The 24,687-nt window shown below is 60.6% G+C and carries 22 protein-coding genes and 1 tRNA gene; 6 read left to right on the top strand and 17 right to left on the bottom strand.

The genetic code is table 11. The features are described from left to right. Positions 1-116: 116 nt before the first annotated feature. Positions 117-2,354: a protein kinase domain-containing protein gene (locus tag HNR46_RS00780; RefSeq protein WP_184014853.1), complete on the bottom strand. Its 2,238-nt coding sequence runs from the start codon at positions 2,352-2,354 to the stop codon at positions 117-119. A 6-nt stretch (positions 2,355-2,360) separates the two neighbouring features. Further along, on the bottom strand, positions 2,361-2,948 hold the full coding sequence (locus HNR46_RS00775) for an ECF-type sigma factor (protein ID WP_184014851.1): 588 nt from the start codon (positions 2,946-2,948) through the stop codon (positions 2,361-2,363). Positions 2,949-3,311: 363 nt separating this feature from the next. Between HNR46_RS00775 and HNR46_RS00770 the strand changes: the two genes are divergently transcribed. Next, positions 3,312-3,641, top strand: a complete 330-nt coding sequence (locus HNR46_RS00770; protein ID WP_184014849.1) for a beta-xylosidase family glycoside hydrolase — start codon at positions 3,312-3,314, stop codon at positions 3,639-3,641. 132 nt (positions 3,642-3,773) lie between these two features. On the opposite strand, the gene HNR46_RS00765 is transcribed toward HNR46_RS00770, so the two are convergent. From HNR46_RS00765 to HNR46_RS00730, 8 genes are all read right to left on the bottom strand, one after another. Beyond that, positions 3,774-5,021, bottom strand: coding sequence for a tagaturonate epimerase family protein (locus HNR46_RS00765; RefSeq protein ID WP_184014847.1), 1,248 nt, complete (start codon positions 5,019-5,021; stop codon positions 3,774-3,776). 77 nt (positions 5,022-5,098) lie between these two features. Further along, complete coding sequence (locus HNR46_RS00760) at positions 5,099-5,851, bottom strand: class II aldolase/adducin family protein (RefSeq protein ID WP_221284944.1); 753 nt, start codon at positions 5,849-5,851, stop codon at positions 5,099-5,101. A gap of 5 nt (positions 5,852-5,856) precedes the next feature. Next, the gene (locus tag HNR46_RS00755) at positions 5,857-7,644 is read right to left on the bottom strand and encodes an L-fucose isomerase (protein WP_184014845.1); all 1,788 of its coding nucleotides are present in this window, start codon (positions 7,642-7,644) and stop codon (positions 5,857-5,859) included. Between the two features lie 6 nt (positions 7,645-7,650). Further along, positions 7,651-8,088, bottom strand: coding sequence for an L-fucose mutarotase (gene fucU, locus HNR46_RS00750; protein ID WP_184014843.1), 438 nt, complete (start codon positions 8,086-8,088; stop codon positions 7,651-7,653). Between the two features lie 16 nt (positions 8,089-8,104). After that, positions 8,105-9,502: an L-fucose:H+ symporter permease gene (gene fucP, locus HNR46_RS00745; protein WP_184014841.1), complete on the bottom strand. Its 1,398-nt coding sequence runs from the start codon at positions 9,500-9,502 to the stop codon at positions 8,105-8,107. A 20-nt stretch (positions 9,503-9,522) separates the two neighbouring features. Continuing rightward, positions 9,523-10,542: a zinc-binding alcohol dehydrogenase family protein gene (locus tag HNR46_RS00740; RefSeq protein ID WP_184014840.1), complete on the bottom strand. Its 1,020-nt coding sequence runs from the start codon at positions 10,540-10,542 to the stop codon at positions 9,523-9,525. A 10-nt stretch (positions 10,543-10,552) separates the two neighbouring features. Then, positions 10,553-11,203, bottom strand: coding sequence for a cyclase family protein (locus HNR46_RS00735; RefSeq protein WP_184014839.1), 651 nt, complete (start codon positions 11,201-11,203; stop codon positions 10,553-10,555). 13 nt (positions 11,204-11,216) lie between these two features. Then, the gene (locus HNR46_RS00730; protein WP_221284943.1) at positions 11,217-12,146 is read right to left on the bottom strand and encodes an aldo/keto reductase; all 930 of its coding nucleotides are present in this window, start codon (positions 12,144-12,146) and stop codon (positions 11,217-11,219) included. Between the two features lie 137 nt (positions 12,147-12,283). Between HNR46_RS00730 and HNR46_RS00725 the strand changes: the two genes are divergently transcribed. Next, complete coding sequence (locus tag HNR46_RS00725) at positions 12,284-13,147, top strand: AraC family transcriptional regulator (RefSeq protein WP_184014837.1); 864 nt, start codon at positions 12,284-12,286, stop codon at positions 13,145-13,147. A 406-nt stretch (positions 13,148-13,553) separates the two neighbouring features. Here the strand turns inward: HNR46_RS00725 and HNR46_RS00720 are convergent. After that, a tRNA-Leu gene (locus HNR46_RS00720) sits at positions 13,554-13,638 on the bottom strand. A gap of 138 nt (positions 13,639-13,776) precedes the next feature. Between HNR46_RS00720 and HNR46_RS00715 the strand changes: the two genes are divergently transcribed. The 3 genes from HNR46_RS00715 to HNR46_RS00705 are packed head-to-tail and all read left to right on the top strand — an operon-like array spanning position 13,777 to position 18,001. Continuing rightward, positions 13,777-14,850 carry an ABC transporter ATP-binding protein gene (locus HNR46_RS00715; protein ID WP_184014836.1) on the top strand — a complete coding sequence of 358 codons (1,074 nt, stop codon included), beginning with the start codon at positions 13,777-13,779 and terminating at the stop codon, positions 14,848-14,850. Continuing rightward, complete coding sequence (locus tag HNR46_RS00710; RefSeq protein WP_184014835.1) at positions 14,847-16,307, top strand: ABC transporter substrate-binding protein; 1,461 nt, start codon at positions 14,847-14,849, stop codon at positions 16,305-16,307. Before HNR46_RS00715 ends, HNR46_RS00710 begins: the two co-directional genes overlap by 4 nt. Further along, a complete protein-coding gene (locus HNR46_RS00705; RefSeq protein WP_246417843.1) occupies positions 16,304-18,001 on the top strand; it encodes an ABC transporter permease in 1,698 nt (565 codons plus the stop codon). Before HNR46_RS00710 ends, HNR46_RS00705 begins: the two co-directional genes overlap by 4 nt. On the opposite strand, the gene HNR46_RS00700 is transcribed toward HNR46_RS00705, so the two are convergent. Genes HNR46_RS00700 through gatC form a run of 3 tightly spaced genes read right to left on the bottom strand, consistent with a single transcriptional unit; the run spans position 17,991 to position 20,634 of the window. Then, on the bottom strand, positions 17,991-18,878 hold the full coding sequence (locus tag HNR46_RS00700; protein WP_184014832.1) for a helix-turn-helix transcriptional regulator: 888 nt from the start codon (positions 18,876-18,878) through the stop codon (positions 17,991-17,993). The two genes, HNR46_RS00705 and HNR46_RS00700, sit on opposite strands and share 11 nt — an antisense overlap. A 14-nt stretch (positions 18,879-18,892) precedes the next feature. Next, positions 18,893-20,311: an Asp-tRNA(Asn)/Glu-tRNA(Gln) amidotransferase subunit GatA gene (gene gatA / locus HNR46_RS00695; protein WP_184014830.1), complete on the bottom strand. Its 1,419-nt coding sequence runs from the start codon at positions 20,309-20,311 to the stop codon at positions 18,893-18,895. Positions 20,312-20,340: 29 nt separating this feature from the next. Then, entirely contained in the window at positions 20,341-20,634 is a 294-nt protein-coding gene (gene gatC, locus HNR46_RS00690; RefSeq protein ID WP_184014828.1) for an Asp-tRNA(Asn)/Glu-tRNA(Gln) amidotransferase subunit GatC, read from the bottom strand. Positions 20,635-20,733: 99 nt separating this feature from the next. On the opposite strand from gatC, the gene HNR46_RS00685 reads away from it, so the two are divergent. After that, the gene (locus HNR46_RS00685) at positions 20,734-21,795 is read left to right on the top strand and encodes a peroxiredoxin family protein (protein WP_184014826.1); all 1,062 of its coding nucleotides are present in this window, start codon (positions 20,734-20,736) and stop codon (positions 21,793-21,795) included. Between the two features lie 21 nt (positions 21,796-21,816). Here HNR46_RS00685 and HNR46_RS00680 read toward each other — a convergent pair whose 3' ends face one another. The 3 genes from HNR46_RS00680 to HNR46_RS00670 are packed head-to-tail and all read right to left on the bottom strand — an operon-like array spanning position 21,817 to position 24,544. Continuing rightward, positions 21,817-22,251 (bottom strand): ATP-dependent zinc protease family protein, encoded by a 435-nt coding sequence (locus HNR46_RS00680; RefSeq protein ID WP_184014824.1) that lies wholly within the window; start codon positions 22,249-22,251, stop codon positions 21,817-21,819. After that, positions 22,248-23,348, bottom strand: coding sequence for a succinylglutamate desuccinylase/aspartoacylase family protein (locus HNR46_RS00675; RefSeq protein ID WP_184014822.1), 1,101 nt, complete (start codon positions 23,346-23,348; stop codon positions 22,248-22,250). The genes HNR46_RS00680 and HNR46_RS00675 overlap by 4 nt, the downstream gene beginning before the upstream one ends. Next, entirely contained in the window at positions 23,345-24,544 is a 1,200-nt protein-coding gene (locus HNR46_RS00670) for a RimK family alpha-L-glutamate ligase (RefSeq protein ID WP_184014820.1), read from the bottom strand. The genes HNR46_RS00675 and HNR46_RS00670 overlap by 4 nt, the downstream gene beginning before the upstream one ends. Positions 24,545-24,687 lie beyond the last annotated feature (143 nt).

The following is a 24,687-nucleotide window of genomic DNA, read 5'->3' as shown; positions in this document are numbered from 1 at the left end:
GCGTCGGCGTCAGTGAATCCGCCTAAGTGGTGGATCATCAGTGTCGGATCTCAGGAGTCGCCCAGGGGAAATTGAGTCCCAAAGGGGCTTGCTTCCGCTGCGAAGCGAAGCGCGCATCAGTGCGCTTCGAAGTTGTGCGAGTCCGATCTGGCTGGCTCCGCGAGCATGTGGGTGGCTTCGTCGACGAGGATTTTGGCAAAAAGCCAATCGTACCATAGTCCGGTATATCCCGACCCGTCAGAGAGGGGGGACTGAAAGCGCAGGTTCACTGCGTGCTGGGCGAGGCTGAGGTGATGGGCGGCCGCCTCGGTGTTTCCCGAGGCGTGATAAGCCATGGCCATGATGGCGTCGCGCGTTGGCCGGTGTGCCATGGTTTCGTCGGAACTTGGCTGGGACTGCAGGCCGATGGAAATGGCGGCTTCGAAGTCACCGATGCGATATTTCCAAAGGCAGGGGGCGATCGACGGCCAGCCGCTGGCATCGACTGGCAAGCTCGAGCTCCAGGCTTCGGAGGTGATGGCCAGGGAATGGAGTTGAGACCTCAACTCGGGCTCAAGCGGGCGGAGGAGGCAGGACTTGAGAAGGCGGGTCGCTTCGTCGGGATCGGTGATCTGCTGGTGGGAGGAACCAATGACATCGCAGAAGTGACGGTAGAGAGCTTGTTTGTCCGTCTCGACGAGCAAAACGCCGTAAGCCTGGCAGTTGAGACTGACGGTCTGCCACGGGTCGAGCTTGTCGATTTCGAAGAGCCACTCAAAGCATCGTTCGGCTTCCTGCCAACGTTGTTCGCCACCCAACCATTGGCCGACATCGCGGAGGGCGGTGATGGCGTCCAAGCTTGGGAGGACGGGTGGGGAATGGATGCTGCTCAGGATGCGAGCGGCTTCGGAAAAGTGATCCTGTCGGGTCAAGGCGACTGCTTCCGTGAGTTTCTCGCGGGTCTCCGCATCACGGCGGAGCTTGGCTTCTTTCTGGAGTGCCCACTCGGCAGTTGCGCGGAGTTCCGACTGTCTCAGCTCGGCGCTGCGTGCCTTGAAATACAGAGTGGTGGAGGTCGAAAGACCGGCGATCAAGGCCATCAGGATCAAGGACGTCGAAGCAAAGACAGCACGGTTGCGCCGGATGAGTTTGCGAAGGATGTAGAGGCGGCTTGGCGGCCGTGCAGCAATGGGCTCGTGGTTGAGGAACCGCTGCAGATCGATGGCGAGGCCGAAGGCGGTGTCGTAGCGTCTTGTCCGGTCCTTCTCGAGAGCCCGCATGATGATCCAATCGAGTTCTCCTTTGACCTTGGAGGCGAGTTTCAAAGGGTCGGAGATCGGAGGCGTCTCCGAAGTTCTCGCACTCTGGGCGGCGATTTGCAGGAGTCGATCGGAGGGGCGCTGAGGTTCGCGGTGGAGAAGGATGCGGCGGACTTCGCTGGGATCATGACGAGCTTGTACCAAGTCGCCGAGCGGTGGGTGACCGGTTACGAGTTCGTAGAGCAAGGCGCCGAGGCTGTAGATGTCACTTCGGGTATCGACATCATCCTTGCCAATTCCGGCCTGCTCCGGGCTCATGTAGGCAGGGGTGCCGAGGAGTTGTTCGTGGAAGGTAGGATGGGTGTCGTCGGAGAGTCGGTCGTCGATGGCCTTGGCGATGCCGAAGTCGATGACCTTGGGCACAGGGACGCCATCCTGCTCGGCGATGAGGACATTCGATGGTTTGATGTCGCGATGGATGATGCCTTTTTGGTGGGCATGCTGGATGGCTCGGCAGACGCAGATGATCAATTCGACGCGTTGCCGTAGGTGGCAGCGCTGCTGTTGACAGTAGTCGGTGATGCGCGTGCCGCGGACCAGTTCGAGGACGAAATAGGGCCTGCCCAGCGTGGTGGCTCCGGCATCAAGAACCCGAGCGATGTTCGGGTGGTCCATCATGGCGAGTGCCTGCCGCTCGGCGTCGAAACGTGCAATCACGCTGCGGGTATCCATGCCGAGCTTGATGACTTTGAGCGCCACCTCCCGACGGACCGGCTCTTCTTGCTCGGCTAGGTAAACATCGCCGCAGCCACCTTTGCCGAGGCTTCGGAGAAGTCGATATCGGCCGATCAGGGTTCCGATTCGCTCATCGTTTGGGGTCAGCGTTTCCGCTTCGGGCAACTCTCGCAACGCCGAGCGGCTCTCGGCAATCGCGGAGAATCCGCGGTCGACCATGTCATCGGCGCCTTCACTGGCGGCGATCATTTCTTCAATGCTCTCGCGGAGGAGAGGATCCTCTCGACAGCAGGCATCGAGGAAGGCGTCCCGTTCGGCAGGGTCGGGGAGATGCAAGGCGGCGAAGAACAGAGCGTCTTCGAGTCGTTTTCGCTCACTCACGACAAGCTAGTCGCGTTTTTGAATGGATCTTCCGAGCCGTGCCTTGGCGCAGACCCAGTGGCGGTAGACGGTTCGCTCCCCCATGCCTAGGGCGAGGGCGACTTCTTCATTGGTCATACCGCCGAAGAATTTGAGCACCACGATGTGGGCTTGCTCCGGGTCCTCCTGTTCGAGGCGTTCGATGGCCTCATGGATGACCAGAAGATCATCGGAATGGAATTCCTGCGATACGTCGACGGAGTCCATGTGAACTCGTTCCCAATCACCGCCGCGTTTGAAGCGGGATTTGCGACGGGCGACATCGACAAGGATCTGCCTCATGGCCAGTGCGGCTGCGCCAAAAAAGTGGGAACGGTTCTCCCAGTTTCGATTTCCGGTGCCGACCAATTGCAGCCAGGCCTCGTGCACAAGTGCGGTCGCTTGGAGGGTGTGTCCGGCAGACTCCCGGGCCATCTTTGCCGCGGCGAGGCCGCGCAGTTCGTCGTAAACCTGCGCGAGAAGATCGGCGGAAGAGGCTTCGTTTCGAAAGCGATCCTGCAAGGTCTCCTCGGAGTTTTCGTCGAGGGAGGGGGATCCTGGATGCTGGGCGGGCATGGTTTTCAAACGAAGGGAAGGGACGGGCCACAGAACCGGTGGGTGGTGCCAGATTCTACGACGCCCTGACAAGAAAGCTTTCTTCTATTGACCTAAAAGATGTCGAGGTCATCGCCGCGGAGCAAGGAGAAATCGCTTTCGGTTCAGCAGTTTCATCCATCGAAGGGAATGGATGGGGTGGTTGGAGACATGGATATTTTTGACGTTTCACCAGGCAGGGACTGTTGGGAAATGCCGCAAAGGAATGGCCCTCGCTGCGTTGGATCAAAGCGGTGATGCGGGGCCAGAAAGAGGATAGCTCGTGATGGATGAAGTGGCGGCCCTTGGCTGGTCCTGGCCCGGGTGAAGCGGTGCGATCCGAGGATGTCCTTCAGATCGTTGGAACGGATGGCAGCAGGTTCGTTTGGAATCATCGGTTGGTGGTTTCGTGGCAGGTTTGCCCCTGACTCGCCCGGTCGCTCGAGGCACAGGCCGTGGACGCGGCCGAGGGCGGAGATCGAAATGCTGCAATTCGCCACCTCACTGGATGGAGTGGAGTGGCAGGATTTCGGCCTGGTAATTGATGTTACGAAGCTCTCCGACAACGGCGTCGCTGGATGCGCCGGCGCGAAGGTTCGCCTCGCTGCGCAGGATTTCTCCAGCGACGGCAAGACCGCGGACTTCGGTTTCTCCACGCTGGAGCGGTTCCAATGACCGCCCGGAAAGCATGGGTCGACATCGCCTTGTGGCTTCACTTCAACCCGCGCCAGGACATCTTCTCCAAGAGACGGGGTGCCGGCTACCACGAAAGGACTTTGGCGGAATTTGACCATGGACGGCTGGCGGTCAGCCAACGAACAAAGGCTTCATGTGCCGCTCGAACAGATTGTTGGTCACGCACCTGCCAATGGTGTCGCGGTTCGCCCTGAGGGCGTCCAGGTAGGTGTCGCCATATTGGGCGGCGATCTTGAAACCAACGTGGAGCAGTTGGCGGACGTTGGGGTTGTAGTCAGGATGTGTGGGTTCGTGGCGCACGGCCGATGCGAAGCGTTTGCCGCTCCAGCCAGCGACCTCCTCCACGCCCGGGAGCTGTCTGAAATCGATGTCGATCACCGTGGCGTAGGGTTCGCAGAGCATCTCCTTCTTTTTCAGGGCGCCGTAGTAGATGCTCTTGGCGAGTTCGAGTGCTTCGTCGCCCGATTCGGCCAAGCCGATCACTTCTTCGAGCCAGTTGGTGCCGGCGGTCTTGATGTGCAACCCGGCGCCGGTCCGGTTCAGGGCGCGGCGGATCACCGGATAGAGGGAGAATTTGTCGGATCCCGAATGGACGGAAAGCTTCAGCTCCCCCGGGAGGCCGTAAGTTTTCACCGCGTGGGCGATCACCGCGAGGTCGTCGTTGAATTCCCGTTCGAAGCATGCGAGGTCACCGACATAATCGACCCCCTTGTTGAATCGACCGGTGAATTTCGGGGCGATTGTCTGGACAGGGACTCCCTGATCGGAGAGAGCGGCGAGGATGATGAGCAATTCGACCGGTGTCTGCGGACGGTCGGTTTCGTCCATCGAGACTTCGGTAACGAAATTCGGTCCCTTGGCTGCAACGATATGCTCGTAGATCAGTTTCGCCTGTTGGGTGGCCTTGAGAAACTTGCCGGCCGCCTGCTCCACGTCTGAGCGAGTGATCTCTAGAGGGCGGTCGATCCCATCGATCGCGAGCGAGCCGATGAGTTCTGGATGGCGGGTGATGAAGGACGCGATATCGGCAGGAGCGGCCAGCTTGCCGATGTCTTCGGCGACATCGAGGGTGAAGAAATCGCAGGGCTCGATGAAACGGTCGACGGTCGAGAGGTTGATGTGATCAGCGTCCAGCAGATACTCGCCGTCCCAGCCGAGTTCGCGAACGGCGGCGTCGGCTGCGGTGCGGGTGTCACGGGGTTCAGAGCCGATGATCGTGTGCTCGCGATTCGACTTGTTCCAAACCGGGGTGATGGTCACTCCGAGGTCGCGAGCGGCGATGAAGGCCTGGAGTTGGGCGACGGCGCCATGGGCAAAACGGTCGCCGACACCGAAGGTGAATTTTGGACAGGATTTCATGGGGTAGTAGGAGAGCGTTAAGCGGAAGGAAGCTCAGGATTTGGGACGAGAAGTCAGGTTGCCGAACGGCGAATCGTTCAAAGATTGAGGGCTCGCTGCCGGTAGTGCTCGTCGATTCGGTTGGCGATGCGATTGACTTGCTCTGGCGACAGGAAAACGGGGCCTCCTAGCATGGCTGCCCCGGTGAAAATCCGCGCGGCCTTGTCGGCCATGAACATCGCGGCTTTCACGGCGGAGGGAGTCGCTCCGAGCGTGATGAGTCCATGGTTCTCCAACAGAATCACGCGGGGCGGGACGCCGTGGCTTTCGGTGAAGGCGGTGCAGCCATCGCGGAGGACCTGCGAGAGTTTCAGGCCGGGATCGGTATAGGGGATGAAGACGCTGGCGTTTCCGCAGCAGACGATTTCATCCGGAAACAGCCGCCTCCCGGCAAACTCCGTCGCGCGGGGCGAGCAGAGGATCTGATTGACGGCGATGGAGTGCGTGTGGGCGACGAAGTTGACCCCGGGCAGCGACAGCAAGTAGGCGTGGAAGAGGGCTTCGACGGATGGCTTTCTCGCCTCGGTATCGACGCGGCTGCCGAAGAGTTGATCTTCGATTTCCTGATCCGTCAGATGGGAGCTGTCGAGCATGGCCAGCAAGGGGGAGAAGCGGCACTCGACGAGGTCGCCCGCGCCAAGCGTACCAAGGCTGCTGCCGCTGGCTTTCACGAGAAAGGTTTCTTCGCCGAGTCTCGCGGAGGTGTTGCCTTCGCCGAGGATTGCGAGTTGCCGGTGTTCGGCACCCAAGTCGTGGGAGAGCTCGATGAGAGCCTCTTTGGTGTCATTCATGGAGATCAGGAGTAGAGCGGGCCGTAGTTGGCACAGGCTCGGAAGTCGGCGCCTTCGAGGTCGGCCGTGCCGAAAGCACGCCACGCGCTCGGGCGGAAGACACGGTTCTCGGAGACGTTGTGCATGGAAACCGGGATGCGCAGCATTGACGCGAGCGTGAGGTAGAGGTGGCCGACGTGGCCGCAGGTCATCACACAGTGATTGGCACCCCAGTGGTTCATGACTTCGTAAGTACTACGGAAGGCACCTTCGCCTGTGATGACCGGCGCGAACCATGTGGTCGGCCAGCTCGGGTTGGTGCGCTGGTCGAGTGCGTCGTGAATGTCGTTGGGCAGGTCGATGGTATGGCCTTCGGCAATCTGGAGCGCGGGGCCGAGTCCGTCGACGAGGTTGAGGCGGATCATCGTGGCTGGCATGCCGCCCTTTGTGCGGTAGCGGGTGCTCCATCCTCCCCCGGGAAAATATTCGGTGATCGACGGATGCCAAGTGGTGGCACGGAGGCACTTGTCGACTTCGGCGTCGGCAATGTCCCAGAACGGCTTCATCACCGGACTTCCGTTGGAGTCGGTCTGCTCTCCGGTGCCGTCGAGCGCGGCGGGGCCGGAGTTGATCAGGTGGAGGATTCCATCGGCCACAAGAGGGTGGTCGATCTTCTTACCACTGGCCTGTTCGATCGCACTGCAGCTCCAATAGGTTCGGAGGTCGGCGAAGATCTGGGCGGAGTTGGTGAGGAGCCAGCCGAAGAGCATGCCGGCGCCGTTGAGGGCGTCGTTTTCGGTGGCAACCATGTAGGGTGCGCGCTTGCCGTTCCAATCGAAGGAGGAATTGAGGATCGCCTCCATGAAGTCACCATTCGGGAAATGGTCGGTCCACTGGCGTTGGCCTTGGAAGCCCGCGACAATGGCGTTGTGTCCGAGAGCCTGCTCGCCGAAGCCCCTTTCGGCGAGAATGGGATTGCCGACCATCAGGTCGCGGGCGATGAGGGTCATCTTCACGCTGTCCTCCCACTCGGCATCGATCTGTTCTCGTGAGCGGCGGGATTCTGGCGAGTTGTAGTCCTTACCCTCGGCGCAGTTCGCCTTCACCCAGGCGAGCGCCTTCTCGTATTCAGCGGGATCGAACTGTCCCTTGAGCATGCGGCCGGCAATTTCGGTCATGTCGATTGCTTCAACCCGCATGCCGAACCATTTCTCCCACAGGGAGGGATCGACCACCGAGCCGGCGATGCCCATCGAGGTGCCACCCATCGAGAGGTACGACTTGCCGCGCATGATCGCGACGGCGAGGCCGCACTGCGCGAAGCTGAGGAGTTTTCCGCGGACGTCGCTGGGAATCTCGGTGTCGCTCGCCGCCTGGACATCCTGACCGTAGATGCCGAAGGCCGGCAGGCCCTTTTGAGTGTGACCGGCGAGGACCGCGGCGAGGTACACCGCGCCGGGCCGTTCGGTGCCATTGAAGCCCCACACAGCCTTCGGTGTGTGTGGATCCATGTCCATGGTCTCCGAGCCGTAGCACCAGCACGGCGTGACGGTGAGCGAGACGCCGACGTTGTGCCTACGGAACTTGTCGGCACAGGCGGCGGCTTCTTTCACGCCTCCAATGCAGGTGTCGGCGATCACGCATTCGACCGGTGAGCCATCGGGGTAACGGAGTTCCTTGGCGAAGAGTTCGGTGACAGATTTGGCCTGTTGCATCGTGCGCTCATCGAGCGTTTCGCGCACGCCGCCAAGGCGACCATCGATGGTCGGGCGGATGCCGATTTTGGGGAACGAAGTGAAAACGGTGGGCGGCATGTCGGTTCAGGAGGTTGCGGGCGTGACGCCCTTCTTGAGGATGATGTTGCCATATTTTGCGAGTTCGCCGGTCATGACCACGGCGAAGGCTTTCCTGGCGCGGTCGTAGAAGGCGAAGCGTTCCAGGCGGGCGATGGAAGGTGCGTCAGGCGCGTGGCGATCGATCGATTCGCGGTAGCGCTTCTCGACTTCAGGATCGAGCGTGTCGCCCTCGACCGCCGCCATCATGAGAAGAGGCTGGGGGACATAGGCGTCGAGTTCCAGCAACGGAAGAATTGCATCGAGGAGAGGCGCGATGCCAAGGCCATCGGCACGAAGCGTATGGGTGCTGAACGTTTCCCCCGGGAAATGGGCGTCGGCGAGGACGATCTCGTCGCCGTGTCCCATGCGGTGGAGCGTGGCGAGGAGTTCCGGGGAAAGGAGCGGTGAGATGCCTTTGAGCATGGTTTTAGATGGAAGATCAATGGTGGGCCACGCGTTCGATGCGGTTGCAAAGGAACCCGTAGCAGGCGATGACGACAAAGCAGATGGCGGGAAGGAAGAAGGAGACGCGGATGGACTCGAGCGAGCGGCCGAGGAACTCCATTCCCTCACCGTCGATCATCGCTCCCTGCATGCGGGGCATGAAAGCGCCACCGACGATGGCGAAGATCAGGCCGGCCGAGCCGAGCTTGGCGTGGTTCGAGGACAGGCCGTCCAAGGCGATGCTGTAGATGGTGGGAAACATCAGCGACATGCAGGCCGACACGCCGATGAGGCAGTAGAGGCCGGGCATGCCATGGATCAGAACTGCACCGAGGGTAAGGGTGACGCCGCCGATGGCGAGCATGCCGAGCAGCACGCCGGGATTCAGGTATTTCAGCAGAAAGGTGCAGATGAAGCGGCTGGTGAGGAAGATCACCATCGCGGCGATGTTGTAGTTCTGCGCCTGGGCTGCGGACAGCCCGACGAGGGTCATCCCGTAGTGGATGATGAAGGTCCAGCACATGATCTGGGCGCCGACGTAGAAGGTCTGGGCGATGACCCCCCCAACGTAGTGGAAGTTCCACAACCGCTTGAGCAGGTGGCTGAGGCGGATCGGGTCCTCTTCGTGGCCGGTGTTGGGCATTTTCGAGAAGCTGAAGAGCACCAGCACGAGCAGCACGACGATTGCGATCGTGGCGTAGGGGATCATCACGACGTTCAGATCGTGCTTCACCATTTCAAGATGCGGGGCCGGGTTGGCGCTCGCGAAGTCTTCCAGTGATTTGGAGATGAGTCCGTCGACCTGGCTCGGGAGCATCTCCTTGTATTCGGGGTGAGCGTTGATTTCAGCGCTGCGGAACTCGGCTACCTTGAGGTTGGGAAGAATGAACAGACTGGCGACGAGCATGCCGGTCAGCGAGCCCATCGGGTTGAAGGCCTGGGCAAGGTTGAGCCGCTGGGTGGCGGTTTCCGGGGAACCCATTGAGAGGATGTAGGGATTGGCGCTGGTTTCGAGGAAGGCCAGGCCAAAGGTCAGTACGTAAAAGCCGACGAGGAAGATGTTGAAGTTCATCTGCATGCTCGCCGGGATGGTTAGCAGCGCGCCGGTGGCGTAAAGGCCGAGACCGATGAGGATGCCCCATTTGTAGGAAAGCTTGCGGATGACCAAGGCGGCGGGGATTGCCATCGTCGCGTAGCCGCCGTAGAAGGCCCACTGGACGAGGCTGCTCTGCGCGTTACTGATCAGGAAGATTTCCTTGAACGCGCGCACTAGAGGGTTGGTGATGTCGTTCGCGAATCCCCATAGCGCGAACAGGCTGGTAACAAAGATGAAGGGGTAGATGAACTTGGCGGGCACGACACGGGAGTCCTGGTCACTCGGGTATTTGCTCATGGGTTTTGAATGTTTGGATTTCAGAGTTCGATCATGGCTTTGATGACGCCCGTCTCAGGGTTCGTCCATGTGGGGAAGAGTTGGGGTACGTCGTTAAATCCGCCACGGTGGGTGATCCATGGGTTGGTATCGAGGCGGCCGGACTCGATCAGGTCGATGATTCGCGGGAAATCGGCCGGGTGCGCGTTGCGACTGGCCATCAGGGTGAGTTCACGTTTGTGGAAGTTCGGGTCGTTGAAGGTGACTTCACCTTGGAAGAGACCGACGAAGACGAGACGCCCCCCATGGGCGGGGTAGTCGAAAGAGGCCATCATCGAGCGCGGGCTTCCGGTGGCGTCGAAAACCGCGGTGGGCATGTCGCCGCCGGTGATTTCGGCGAGGCGCTCAAGGACGTTTTCATGGAGGCCGTTGATGGCGTGGGGCACCCCAAGCTGCTTCTGGCAGAAGGCAAGGCGACCGTCGTTGATGTCGAGGACGATGACTTGCGCGCCTTTTTCCAAGGCGAACTGCATGGTGGCGAGGCCGATGGGCCCGGCACCGATGACCAGCGCGAATTCGTCGGATTCGAGGTTCACACGTTCGACTGCGTGCGCTCCGATGCCAAGCGGTTCGACCAGGGCAAGTTGTTCGTAGCTGAGCTCGGCACTGGGGTGGAGCTTGTGGGCGGGGACGACGAATCTCTCGCGCATCCCGCCATCGGTATGCACCCCGATGACCTGCATGGAGGTGCAGCAATTGCCATGGCCCCGGCGGCAGGCGATGCACTTCTGGCAGTTCACATAGGGCTCGAGCGAGCAGCGGTCGCCGGGCTTTACGTTCGTGACACCATCGCCGGTCGCCACGACCTCGACACCGAGTTCGTGGCCAAGAATGCGCGGGTAGGTGAAGAACGGTTGCTTGCCGCCATAGGCATGGATGTCGGTGCCGCAGACGCCGATGCGGTGGACCCGGACGAGGGCTTCCCCCGGGGCGGGTGCGCCGGGTTCCGCGGCCTCGACCGACTTTAGGATGCCAGGCCCTTCAAGAGTGAGAGTGTGCATGGCAAGGGGATTAATCGTTGATGAAAACCGCCCGGCAGGGTGTGCCGGAGAAGCCGGGGAAACTCAGGGGAAGCGCTTGGAAGGTGCCGCTGGCGGCCTCGCGCCAGCCATCGCGGAAACAGAGGTCTTCGACGACCCAGATACCGGCACCGAGGATGATCTCATGGGTGCGGGTGTTGTCGGGATCGCAGCTACCACCGATGGAGTAATGATCGATGCCGACCGCGCGGATCTTTTTAGCGACGAGCCATTCCGCGCCAGCGGGAGAAAGGTAGGGGCTGCGGTAATGCCATTCTTCGGATTTTTCCCGACGGTGGCCCCAGCCGGTGTTGAGGAGGACGATGGAATCCTCAAGGTCGGAAGTCAGGGTGGTTTCGAGGTCCTCGGGTCCGATCGGGTGCCCGGCTTCGATGCCATCGAGGTCCGCGACGACAGCCCGTCCGGCGAAGGCTTCGAGTGGGAAAGCGTCGATGCTCGCACCGTTTGCGAGCTTGTGCAGCGGGGCGTCGAGGTGGGTGCCAGTGTGGGAAGCAAAGTGAAGCACCTCCATGCGCCAGCCATCCGTCGGGTGGTCGGCGATGCGGGGAAGTTCGATGGGTGGGTGAACCGGGCAGTTCGGGCCGCGGTGGGTCACGGGTTGGGAGAGGTCGAAGATGCGCATGACTCGAAAATGGTCAGTCGATGATGGGGTCGCGGTGCTCCGGCAATCCCCGGGTGAAATTGTGGTTGTGGATGGGGGCGAGAAGCTCGAGCACCTCGCGCAGAAGTTCTTCATCCAACGGTTCGTTGGCGTAGGAGATATTGGCCCGGATGTTTGAGGGACGGGCCGTACCGACCAGAGTGGTGGCGATCCCGGCGTTCTTGAGGCAGAACTGGACGGCGAGCTTGACGATATCGACGCCCTTCGCCTTGCAATGTTCGACCGCCTTCCGGCAACCCTCCTGGATGACTGGACTGGCCGGGTGCCAGCCGGGTGCCCCGCGCTCGGTGAGCAGCCCCATCCCGGTCGGCGAAGCGTTGATGATGCCGACCCCTTTTTCTTGGAAGAAGGGGATCAGATCGGCGAGCGAAGTGTCGTTCAATTCGTAGTGGCAGAACGAGAGGATGGTCTCGACGAGGCCGGGCTCGACCCGGTCGAGGATGCTTGGGAAAACTTTGAGCGGCAGTCCGGTGATACCGATGTGGCGGACGAGTCCCTGCGCCTTGAGACGCTGCAAGGCCGGCAGCGTTTCGTTCACGATTTGGGCGTGGTCAGCGAACTCGATGTCGTGACACTGGATGAGATCGAGGTGATCGACGCCGAGCCGTGCCAAGCTGTGCTCGACGCTGCGCTCGGTGCTGGCGCGGGAGAAATCATAGTCGCCACGAGCCTCACTGTAGCTGCCGATCTTGGAAGCGAGGTAGTAGGAATCGCGCGGCACGCCTTCGAGCGCGCGGCCGAGACGGAGCTCCGCGAGCGTGCCGCCGTAGGCGGGTGAGACATCTATGAAGTTGATCCCGCCCTCAAGGGCCGCGTGGACGGTTTCGATGCAATCGTCGAGCGAGACGTTGTGGAAAACAGCACCGAGTGACGACGCGCCGAAGCTGAGGGAGGAGACCTCCATACCGGTGTTTCCAAGACTGCGATATTCCATGGGTTTCGGGCGCCGCTTTCCGGCGCATGAACGATGAACTTAGCGTCTGGGGCGATCCCGGGAATGGAGGGAATTGACGGATCGATGGATATTTCAGACCTTTCTGCATGAGTTTTGAGTCGTCCCGACCAGCCTTCATTTCGACAGATGTCATCGAGGGGAAATATCTCTTTCTCGACCTGCATCCGTCCGGCGCTCCTGGGCTCAAGTTAGTCGGAGCGGGTCGCGAAGTTTGCTCTCCATCTTATGGCATCGATCGGGCCGGGTTCGACTACTACACCATCGAGTTCGTGGTGGGTGGCAGGTGGAAGTTGGAGCATGAGGGCATCGAACGAAGCCTCCGGCCGGGCGCACTCTTTGCCTACGGTCCTGGCACGGCTTATTCCCTGAGGCCGGAGCAGGGCAGTGGGCTGATCAAATACTTCGTCAATCTTACCGGTGATGTCGCCAAGGCGCGAATCCGATCGTGCGGACTCGCGGAGTGCGAGGTGCTGCAGGCCCGTGAGCCCCGGTGGATCCATGAACTATGGGACCAACTGATTGAGTGTGATCGCCTGGATCCTGGCAAGGCGCAGCAGATGGGCGATCAGATTGTCGAACTCATGTTCCTGCGAATCGACAGCGATGTTTGGCGGGAGGATCGCAGCCGTACCGGAGGGCTGGAAACCTTCGCCCGGTGCAAGGCATTCATGCATGACCATTACCTGGAAGTGCACACGGTGGCGCAGGTGGCCGCGCGGTGTCATCTCGATCCGGCCTATCTGGCCCGACTTTTTAAGCGATACTCTGCCGAGCGGCCGCTGCAGTTGCTGACCCGATTGAAAACTCAACATGCGGCGGACCTCATGGTGAGACGTGGCCACAGCGTGAAGGCGGCAGCGGAAGCGGTGGGTTTCCCAGACCCATATCATTTCTCGAGAGCATTCAAGCGGGTCCATGGGGTTTCACCTGGACGAATCCGTCGTCGGTGATCCGGCCGCACGCAGCAATCTTCAGCGAGGTTGCCTGCTGTCGTCAGGAATCAGGCGGTACGAAGACGCGTCGTAGAGATGCTGAATGTTCCTGACGTTCTTCTCACGAGGGCCTCGGTCACCAACCATTGTACCTCGCAAAAGCGGCTCAAAGATCGCGAGCCGGTTTTCACTGGCAGACTTCATCCGTTCGTTGGGTATCGTAGGAGCGGTCAGCTCGACCGGTGCTAGAAACCACGTGGAGTGCGGTCTGTTTGGCGGATGCGAGACGGGTTTTTCAGAACCATCCACTAGCAAAATCGAGCCAGAGCCGGCCCAAGGAATCTGCCCATCTTCTGCCCATCGAAGCCGAGGGGAGCCAAACAAAAGGGGGTTACGGTGTCCCGTAACCCCCAAAAAATTAGAGTGGTGCTCGAGGGGGGACTCGAACCCCCACGGATTACTCCACTAGATCCTTAGTCTAGCGCGTCTACCAATTCCGCCACCCGAGCACTGAGTGGTTGGTGCGGCGCGGATTTACGGGGGGCGCCGGGTGAACGCAAGAGAATCTTTTATCGAAAATGAACTTTTCGACACGATTGGCTCAAGGCTTGCCAGATCAGGCGTGAGAGTAAGCATTGCAGGGGAGCATGGAATCGATTCGCGCAGACAAGATCGTGAAGCAATTCGGGCCGGTCACCGCCCTCGATGGGGTGTCGCTCGAGATCGGGGCAGGAGAGCTGTTCTTCCTCCTGGGATCGTCCGGCTGTGGGAAGACCACGCTGTTGCGATCGATCGCAGGGCTGGAGACTCCCACCTCGGGGAGTATCCATTTCGGAGAGAAGAATGTGACCCAGTTGCCACCCCACAAGCGGGAGGCGGCGATGGTGTTTCAAAGTTACGCGCTTTGGCCCCACCTCACGGTGGGGCGAAATGTTGCCTTCGGTCTGGAGGAACGGAAGGTGGCGAAGAAGGAGATCGACGAGCGCGTGAAGCAGGCGCTGGAGTTGGTGCATCTGGGGGCGATGGTGGATCGGGGGGTGGATCAGCTTTCCGGTGGTCAGCAACAGCGGGTGGCTCTGGCCCGGGCGCTGGTGGTGCGGCCGCGATGTCTATTGTTGGATGAGCCCCTCTCGAATTTGGATGCGAAATTGAGGATCGAGATGCGGCGTGAGATTCGCCGCATTGTGAAGGAGGGAGGACTCACGGCGATTTACGTGACGCACGATCAAGAGGAGGCCTTGGAGATGGCGGATCGGATGGCGGTTCTCAACCAAGGGAGAATCGAGCAGTTGGGAACTCCGGAGGAGGTTTATCGTTCGCCGCGAACCCCTTTCGTCGCAGGATTCATTGGTGAGACGAATTTGCTGGAAGGCGAGGTTCTTGATGTCAGGGACGGGTTTGCCCGGGTGCAAACCGCGGCAGGGGAGGTGGTAGGTCGGCTATCCGGTTGGGACGAAGGCGATGGACCACCGTCGGGCGGAGCCAAAGTGGTGCTTTCGGTCCGGCCTGAGGCGTGGGCCTTGGATGCGCCCGGGGAATCCAGCGTGACGGGACGAGTGGTGGATCGCAGTTATTTGGGTCGGATGATCCGTTACACGATGGAGACTGCCGCAGGGCGTCAACAGGTGGTGGAATTGAATCCTGAAACGCTGCGCACTCCCGCGGAGGCGACGGTGAAACTCTCAGCTCGCCCCGCCGATGTGGTGGTGATGAAGCCATGATTCGTCGCATTCTACCGATTCTTGTCCTCTTGGCGGTGATCGTGGCGGCCCCGCTGCTGCTGCGTCGCGACACGGAGGTGGCACTGAGCGAGGAGGGCGCAGATCGTTTGGTGGTGGTGACACCGCACAATGAATCGATCCGACGTGAGTTCGGTGAGGCTTTTGCGGCACACTGGAAGGCGAAGACCGGGCGCCCATTGTTTATCGATTGGCGCTCGCCTGCGGGAGGGGGAGAGATTTTGCGGGTGTTGGACGCGGCTTTCTCCGCGGCGAAGGACCTGGGTAAAGAGGGAACGGAGTATGATATTTTCTTTGGTGGTGGAGAGAAGGATTTCCGCAAGCAGGCAGATTTGGGTCGGCTCGCGAAGTTGGAGGTGTTTTCCCGCCATCCGGAGTGGTTTGCGGACACGGCGGTGCCTGCAGAGTTCACGGGGCAGACCTTCTACGACGCCGATCATCGATGGGTGGGGGTCTGCGTTTCGCAGTTCGGCATTCTCTACAATACCGATGCACTGGCTTGGATCGATGTGGCGCCCCCTACGCGTTGGGATGATTTGCGCGACCCCGCCTATTTCGGGCGATTGGCTTTGGCGGACCCGACGATGAGCAGCTCGGTGATGCAGTCGTTCGAGATGATGATTCAGGAGCAGATGCAGAAGGTGCTTCGTGAGCAGGGTGACAGCCCGGAGGCGCGACAAAAAGGGTGGGAGAACGGGATGATGCTGATTCTCAACATGGGGGCGAATGCACGGTATTTTTCGGACTCATCGAGCAAGATTCCTCATGACGTCGCCTTGGGCGATGCCGCGGCGGGAACCACGATCGATTTCTACGGTCGCACGATGGAGGAGATCGTGGCCCACGATGGGCACAGCCGTTTGAAGTGGATTGCCCCCTCGGGAGGAACTCCGGTGAGTGTGGATCCGGTGGGGGTGTTTCGTGGCGCTCCGCACGGAGAGGTGGCGCAGGAATTTGTCGAGTTCTGCCTGAGCGAGGCCGGGCAGGTGTTGTGGAACCAACGCGCTGGGTCGCCTGGGGGACCGCAAGCACAGGCGCTGCGAAGATTGCCGGTACGCCGGGATCTTTACACTCCGGATCGGCTGCAACGATTCAGCGACCCCGATGCCATGCCATTCGAGAGGGCGGGAGAGTTCGTCTATCAGCCGGAGCTCACAGGGGCGGCGTTCAATGCCCTCCGCATCATCATCAAGTCGATGTGCATTGCTCCCCACGAGGAGTTGAAACGGGCTTGGGAAGCCCGCGTGGTGAAAGGCGGAGAGGAGCCTGCATCGCTCTTTGTGCTGGGGGAAATCCGCTACGAAACGGTCATGAAGGAATGGGTGCCGTTGGTGAAGGGCGGCGACAAGATTGCGATCAGTCGCAAGACGACCGATTTGTCGCGCCATTTCAAGGAGCAGTATGAGGCGATTGCCGCGGGAAAGGAGGTGAGGCCATGATGAAACGATCCCATGCTCTGGCGGTGTTGATGGGCGTAAGCCTGATCTTTTTGGTATTTTTCATCTACCCTTCGGTGTCGGTGCTCTCGGAGGCGTTTCGCGATCCCGGTGGGGGATTCACCACCCGTTTCGTGACCGAGGTGTTTCGTGACCCGGTGTACGTCGAGGGGCTGTGGAATGCGTTGCTTCTCGGTGTGGTGAGTACGCTGGCATCGTTTGTCATCGCATTCCCCCTTTCGCTGCTTTCTCACCGCTACGATTTTTTCGGAAAAAAGGCGCTCAGTGTCTTGATTCTAATTCCTTTGGTTTTGCCTCCATTCGTCGGCGCAGTGGGCATGACTCGGGTGTTGAGTGTGACGGGTTCGTTGAACGCGCTGTTGATTGATTGGGGCCTGATGGATCCGAACCATCGCTTTGACTGGCTGGCGGAGGGACGGTTTTGGGGGATCGTGGTGATGAATGCACTGCATTTGTATCCGATCCTCTACATGAACATTTCGGCTGCGTTGGCGAATCTGGATCCAGCGATGGAGCAGGCCGCACAGAACCTAGGTTGTCCTCCGTGGCGGCGTTTGATGCGGATCACTTTGCCGCTGGCGATGCCGGGGATTTTCGCGGGAGGCTCGATTGTGTTCATTTGGGCGTTCACGGAACTTGGTGTGCCTTTGGTTTTCAACTACACGCGGGTGGCTCCGGTTCAGGTGTTTCAAGGGATCAAGGATCTCAGTGGCAATCCGGCGCCGTATGCGCTCGTGGCGGTGATGTTGTTGGTTTCAGCGACGGCGTTTGGATTGACGAAGTGGTTCTTTGGCGGATCGACGAGTGGCTCACAGCCGCGTCCGAAGGGTCGTGGAAATGAGGTCAAACTGCGGCCATTGGCGTCGTTGGCGGTGGCGTTGTTGTTTTTCGGGGTGTTCTTCCTGGCGTCGGTTCCGCACGCCGGGGTGGTGGCCTTGGCATTGTCGGAAGACTGGTATGATTCGGTGGCTCCGCTGGCGTGGACCTTGGAGCATTTCAAAGAGGCGTTGGGGGACCCATTGGTGGTGCCATCGATTGAGAACAGTCTGGTGTACGCTTCGGTCGCGACGCTGGTGGCGGCCGTTTTGGGATTGGCGATTGCCTGGGTGGTCGTGCGCAGCAATTTGCGCGGGCGATTGATCCTCGATGCTTTGGTGATGCTGCCCTTGGCTGTGCCCGGCTTGGTGCTTGCCTTCGGATATCTGGCATTGTCACAGGAAGGAAAGCCGCTGCATTTCCTGGTGAAACTGGCGGATGGCCCGGCCTTGTTGCTGATTGCCGCGTATGCGATCCGGCGCTTGCCTTACGTGGTGCGGGCAGCGGTAGCGGGCCTGCAGCAGAGCAATCCGGCGATGGAAGAAGCGGCGCGTTCGCTGGGGGCCAATCCATGGCGGACCTTGCGACGCATTTCGATCCCCCTGATTGGAGCCAATGTGGCGGCCGGAGCGATTCTGGCCTTTGCGTTTGCGATGCTGGAGGTCAGCGACAGTTTGATCCTGGCCGAGCAGGTGAAACATTATCCGATCACCAAGGCGATCTACACGCTGTTGTCGAACCTTGGGAATGGGCAGGAACTGGCGGCTGCTCTAGGGACGTGGTCGATGGTGTTTCTTGCAGTGGCGATCATCGGGGCAACCCGCCTGGCTGGCAAGAAGGGCGGGCTGTTCAAGATGTAGCCGAGGGTTTGCGACCTCGGTGTTCCGAAGGTCGCCAACCGAACCACTGTTTGAAGGTGTTGGAGAAGGTGAAGGGGTTCTCAAATCCGACCTCATGGGCGATGACCTCGATTTTATCGTCGGTATCGGAAAGGAGCCGCATGGCGCGCTGAAAGCGCAGGTAGGTGAGATGTTTCATGGGGCTGCGGCCGAGTTCTTTTTTGGAGATGCGTCGCAGGTGCTCCTCACTGACGCAGGCGATTCCAGCGAGTTCGTGGAGCGTCCATGGGTGCTTAAGATCGGCCTCGACGGCTTGCCACACGCGCCACAATCGGGAATCGCCGCGGTGAGGCTGTGCAAAGCTGACGACGTAGTGGTGGATCAACTCCGTCCAGTGGTGCATGGCGGAGGGGGACGCACCGGCTGAGGCTTCTTCGTGGAGGCCGATGATGGCGGAGCGGAGGGGTTCCGCGTGGAATTTGCCGCTCACGGGCGAGTTCGAGGAGAGGATGGGGAGCTGTTCGCGGTCTTCGTGATAGCGCACCCAGGCGAATTTCCAGATGTCTGGGCCATCGACTTTGATGGCATTGGCGACAAAGGGCGGCTGCAAGCAGGCCTCTCCACTGCGAATCCGGGTCCAACGGCCTTCGGAAAGGACCAGGCCCTCGCCGGAAAAGCAGGCGAGCATGAAGGTGCCGCCTTGGTTGTTGCGAATGATTTCGAAGGGGCGACCAGCCTCCATGATGCCGACGTGGGCGATTTTGTGCTGGGCGAGGAGAGGGCAGAGCTTGCCTTCCATCATCCAGGGACGCAGGTCGCGGTCGTCGGCCCGGACGACATGAAAACGCGGAGCCGCTCCGAAGACTTCAATGTCGTTGCTCGATCGCGGCTCTGCCATGAGATAGAGGAGGTTTAGACGGTCTCGGCGGCGCGGGCCACGCGGAGAAGGGTTTCCTCCCCGAGATGCTTGCCGAGGATTTGGAGGCCGACAGGAAGCTCTTGGCCGCCTTGTGAAACGCAGCCGGCAGGCACTGAGATCCCACAGATGCCGGCGAGGTTGGCGGCGAGGGTAAAGATGTCAGAGAGATACTCTTGAAGCGGATTGTCGCTATTTTCTCCAATCCTGCGGGCGGCGGTAGGCACGACCGGGGACAGGATGGCATCGACTTCTCCAAAGGCTTCCTCGAAGTCGCGGCGAATTAGCGTCCGGACCTTTTGAGCTCGGTTGTAGTAGGCGTCGTAGTAGCCGGAAGACAGCACATAGGTTCCGAGCAGGATGCGGCGTTTGACTTCTGCCCCAAAGCCGTGTTCCCGGGAATCTCGATAGACTTCCAGGAGGTCCCCATCGCCTTTGCGGACTCCATAGCGGATTCCATCGAAACGGGATAGGTTCGATGACGCCTCTGCGGGAGCGATGATGTAGTAGGTGGCGACGGCGTGTTCGGTGTGGGGGAGGGAAATCTCGACGATTTCCGCGCCCGCCTTTTCGAGTTGGTCCACCTTGGCCATGACTTGGGTGCGGACGTCTTCATCGATGCCTTCTCCGAAGTATTCTTTCGGCAGGCCGAGCTTCAGCCCAGCCACTCCGTTTTCGAGGGTGGCGAGGTAGTCGGGGACGGGCGCATCGAGAGAAGTTGAATCGCGCGGGTCGTGGCCGGCGATGGCTTGGAGAACGCGTGCGGCGTCTTCGACGCTGCGTGTGATCGGGCCAATTTGATCGAGAGAGGAGGCGAAGGCGACGAGTCCGTAGCGGGAAACGCGTCCGTAGGAAGGTTTCAAGCCGACGACTCCACAGTGCGAGGCGGGCTGACGGATCGAGCCGCCCGTGTCGGACCCAAGGGTGGCGATGGCGAGGCCGGCGGCAACGGCAGCGGCGGAGCCACCGGAAGAGCCGCCGGGAATGCGGTCGGGGGCATGGGGGTTGACGGTTCGTCCGAGGGCTGAGTTTTCCGTCGAGGAGCCCATGGCGAATTCATCCATGTTGAGGCGTCCCATGGGAATGGCCCCCTGAGCCCGGAGGCGGGAGATGACGGTGGCGTCGTAGGGCGAGGTGTAGCCGTTTTGGAGAAACTTCGAGCCGCAGGTGCAGGGTTGCCCCAGGACGTTGATGTTGTCCTTGATGCCAATGGGAATTCCGCCGAGAGGAAGGGATAGGTCGGCTTGAGAGGCGCACTCGCGTGCGGCGGCGAGGTCGAGGGACAAGTAGGCTCCGAGTTCCGGGTTGCGGGCCTCAATGGAGGCTGCGAGTTGGTCGACGAGATCGACCGCCGTGATTTCCCCGGCAGTGAGGCGCTGGCGGAGCCCGGAGATGGATTCTTGAGAAAGAGGCATGGTGGAGGAATTCAGCGGAAAATGGAAGGTCAGGCGTCGGCGATCACTTTGGGCACCCGGATCTGCTGCTGGGCTTGCTCAGGGGCATTGGCGAGCACGCTTTCGACCGGTAGACTGATGCCGGGCACGTCATCACGCATCACATCGTCGACAGGCACGGCATGGGCCGTGGGCTCGATGTCGTTCACATCCAGCTCTAAAAGACTTTTGGCATGGTTGAGGATTGCGTCGAGCTGAGGTTGGAATACCTCGCACTCCTCGTCGGTGAGATGCAGCCGGGCAAGCCCGGCGACGTAGCGGACGTCGATATGGTCAGTAGCCATCGGGCGGGGAGTAAAAGGCGTGGGAACGCCCGCGGCAAGCCCGCGGAGGTCCGGGGCTTGTCACCGGGGCTCTGGTGGATAAGTTCTGGGCCCATGCGGATGCGCGCTCTCCTTTTCCTGAGTTTTTTGACTTCGATCGCCTGCGGCGGAACACCCCAGCAAGCTGCGAGCGTGCGCACCGCGTATGAGACGTCTCTTGAGGCCTGGGCATTGAAGATGCAATTGGCCAAGACTGATGCGGAACGCGGCGCATTGGAGCGGCCCTCGCCGAAAGTGGCCGCGGATCGGATGTGGAGCGTGATTCAGGGGGATTTGGCTCAGAAGTGGGCGATCGAGCCCGCGGCTTGGTTCGTGCGCTTGGCGGCGCCGCTGAAAGAAATGGATGAAGCCGGGACGGTGCGCCCCCTTTACCGCCCCGAAATTGCCAAAGTGGAGCAAGCCGTAGCGAGTCATCATTTGCAGAGTCCGGATTTGACTCCGATGTGCATGGCTTTGGTGGCCGCTGGTGACCAGCAGGCATTGGGGATGTTGCGGAAGATTCAGAAAGAGAACCCTGACAAGAAAGTGGCTGGAGTGGCGGCACTCGGCATCGCCATGATGGCGAAGGGACTGGGGGACGAAGGCCATGTGATGCGGGAGCGGCTGACGATGCTCCGCATGGCGATCATTGATGCTGCGGACGTCAAGATCGACCGAACCACTGTGGCGGACTTGGCGAAGGAGGAGCTCTACATCATCCGTCACCTCAGCAAGGGCAATGTGGCTCCCGACTTGGAAGGTACGGATTCCGGGGGGCGATCGATGAAGCTTTCCGACTTCGGTGACAAGGTGGTGATGCTGGTTTTCTGGAACTCCAAGCAGGGCGGAGAGGATTCTCTGCTGCGTTGGGTGTCTGCCCTGCGTCGGGATGAGCGATTCAAGGGAAAAGCCTTCGAGGTGGTGGGCGTGAACAGCGATCCAAGGGAGAAGCTGCGGGATATGCAGTCCAACCAGTTGGTGGATTGGCCCAATTTTTCGGATCCTCTGAATGAGTTGGGTCAGGTGTATCGCGTGGGCTCCTGGCCGCTGGCTTATGTGCTCGGCCCCGATCGTAAGATCCACTATTTCGGAGCCGTCGGTACGTTTGCCGAAGTCACGGCGGTGGCGGTGCTGAGCGAGTGACGGTGAGGCGCAGGGCGCGGGTCATCGGGATGACTTCGCTTTGCGTGGAGTCGCCCAGTGGTCGACTGAGCTGTCGACAAGGAATTCCGGCCCCAATGCGGTGCGCCCCAGCAGCATGCGGTGGATCATCCGTTTGCGGCACACCAGGCTGACTTGAATGGTCTTTCTGCGACCTGCCAGCACCATGGTGGTTTCCACGAAATGGCGCTCTTGGCCGATCCCGGTGCTGCTGCGGACGACTTTGGTGGCGGCGATCCGGCCATCCAGGGTGAGCATCTTCTTGCCCTTGCGATCGAGGCGGAGGACGAAGCGGACGTGATCGTCGTCGATGCGTTCGATCGATGCACAATCGATGGCGCTGGACTTCGCGCCGGTGTCGGCTTTGGCACGCAGGACCAGCCCCCATTCCGGGAGTTCGACCCATTCTCTCCATCCGATAACGGTCGGCGCTTTCATGATTCTTCCTCGAAGTGAACAACGGTGAAGCTCGTCGCAAGGTGCTCGCGGACCTGAGCTTCGATGGCGGCTCCGTCGAGGGCGGTGATGCTTTTCTCGACGTGCTTGAACTGACGTCCGGTGGAGGGCAAGGCGATGTGGGCAACAGGATCGCCCGGAACCACTGCTGGCATGGTAGTCATGCTGAGTACCAAGCCGTCATGCGGGCTCTGTATGACCTCCAGGGGTCGGTTCAGAAGTCCGGTATTGGTGGCCAGAGCCTGACCGGCAGTGACGGTGTCGCCGGGTTTGACATGAAATTGCAGAAAACCGCCAAAGCCTGCCCTCACCCAATGGGTTTCCTCGACGACGACCTGATGGGGCGGGGGGAGGGCCGGCTGATCGGTCATGCCGAGTTCGGACAACACATTGGCGAGGCCGCGTAGGGTGAGTTCCTGCACGGAAGGCTCGGCTTTCCACGGTTCGCCGGCTTCGAGCACGATGGTTGGGACGCCGGCTTCGCAGGCCACCCGGCGCAGGGACCCTTCCGGACCGGTGCCGTTGACCACGACTTCGCATCCGAAGGCGCGGGCAAGTCGCTCGACCTCCGGGCGGGAAATATCGGCACGAACGTTGGGGAAATTGGTCCTCCGCACTGCAGCGGTATGGAGATCGACGAGGTAATCGCAGCGGGCGAGAATCTCGTCGAAGATCAGCCGAGCCTGGCGAGCGGAAAGGGAGCCGGCGGCGGTGCCAGGAAAAGCCCGATTGAGATCTCTGCGATCGGGGGTGTAACGGCTGTGGCGTTCGTAACCGAGAATGTTGACGACCGGGACGAGAAGCAGTGCGCCGCGGCGAGGGGCGAAGGCGCGATCCTGCATCAATCGCAGGACGGCTCCGGTGCCATTGATTTCATCCCCGTGGACGGCGGCGGTGATGCCGAGAACTGGTCCGGGTTCAGGGCCTCGCCAAACCATGACGGGCAGCTTCATTTGAGTTCCGCTGAAGCTTTCGCCGGCCTCGAGCCGGAGCTGCCGCCGATCGCCGGGCTCGATGGTGCGATCGCCCCAGATGGCGATCGACTTGCGGTCCAGCTTGGGCGGCGAGGGGCGGGTCATAGGGTGGTGCCTTCGGTGGTCGGGGTGGTTGGCAGCGGCTTGATCCGGCGTTGGCGTTTTGGGCGTTCACCGATCAATTCCTTCATGACACTGGATCTGCCGTAGCAGAGGAGAATGTCATCGGCCTGAAGCACCCGTTTGCCTTTGGGATTGGAAATCACGGAACCTTCGCGACGCAAGGTGAGAACGACCACGTCCTGATCGCGGAGGCCGGTCTCGTCGATGGTTTTGCCGACAAACTGGCTGCCTTCGGGGATGTGGATGTCGGCGACGCCATAACCGCGACTGACGGTGAGGCGTTGGCGAATGTCGATTTCCGGAAATTTCAATTGATCGGCAATGTAATCGATGACGGCTCCGGCAATGTCGAGTCCGGTGGCACCCTCAATGCCCTCGAGCCCGGGCGAGGAGTTCACTTCCATGATTTGCGGGCCGTTGGTGCCTTCGAGCATGTCGACGCCACACACATGCAATCCCAGAATTTGAGCAGCGCGGACCGCAGCTTGTTCATAGGCAGGATCGAGCTTGATGCTTTCGGCCACGCCACCACGGTGGACATTGCTGCGAAATTCCTGGCCTTGTGCCGTGCGCCGGATGGCGGCGACTACTCGATCCCCGATGACAAAGGCCCTCACGTCTTTGCCTTTGCTCTCGGCGACAAATTTCTGCAGGAGAACGTTTTGTTGAGTGGAGTGCAGGGTCTCGATGATGGCTTTGGCGATTTCGATTTTGTCGGCAAGGATCACTCCGACGCCCTGAGTGCCTTCGATGAGTTTGATGATCACCGGAGCGCCGCCCACGCGCTCGAGCGCGTCCTGAACATCCCGTTTGTCGTAAACATAGGCGGTAGTCGGAATGCCGACATCGTGTCGGGAGAGGATTTGCAGGCTGCGCAGCTTATCGCGGGAGTTGCCAATGCCAGCTGCGGTGTTGGGAGTGAAGACATCCATCTGCTCGAACTGCCGGACCACGGAGGTGCCGTAGCGAGTGATCGATGAGCCGATGCGCGGGAGGATGGCATCGGGAATGGAGACGGGTTCGCCGTGATGGATCAGGTCGGGCTCGCCGTGGTTCAGGTCGATCACCAGGCGGGTCGGATCGAGGATTTCCACTTCATGCCCCCGGGATTCCGCCGCTTCGACGAGGCGTTGGGTGGAGTAGCATTGGGAGGCGCGGGAGAGGATGGCGATGCGCATGTTCGCAGGAGGGAGAATGGTTGGGTTTGGGTCGTCATGCGGTTCAACACCGCCGGGCTTCAATCACCACTGGCTCCGGGCTCGGTCAATGGGAAAGGTGCCCCGTCGATGACTGCTGTTTCTACTTGCTTCCATGGTTCGGT

This window comes from Haloferula luteola (genome assembly GCF_014201715.1).
GTDB lineage: Bacteria > Verrucomicrobiota > Verrucomicrobiia > Verrucomicrobiales > Akkermansiaceae > Haloferula > Haloferula luteola.
Note: the sequence above shows the minus strand (reverse complement) of the source record. Positions and strands in the feature narration are given on the sequence as shown.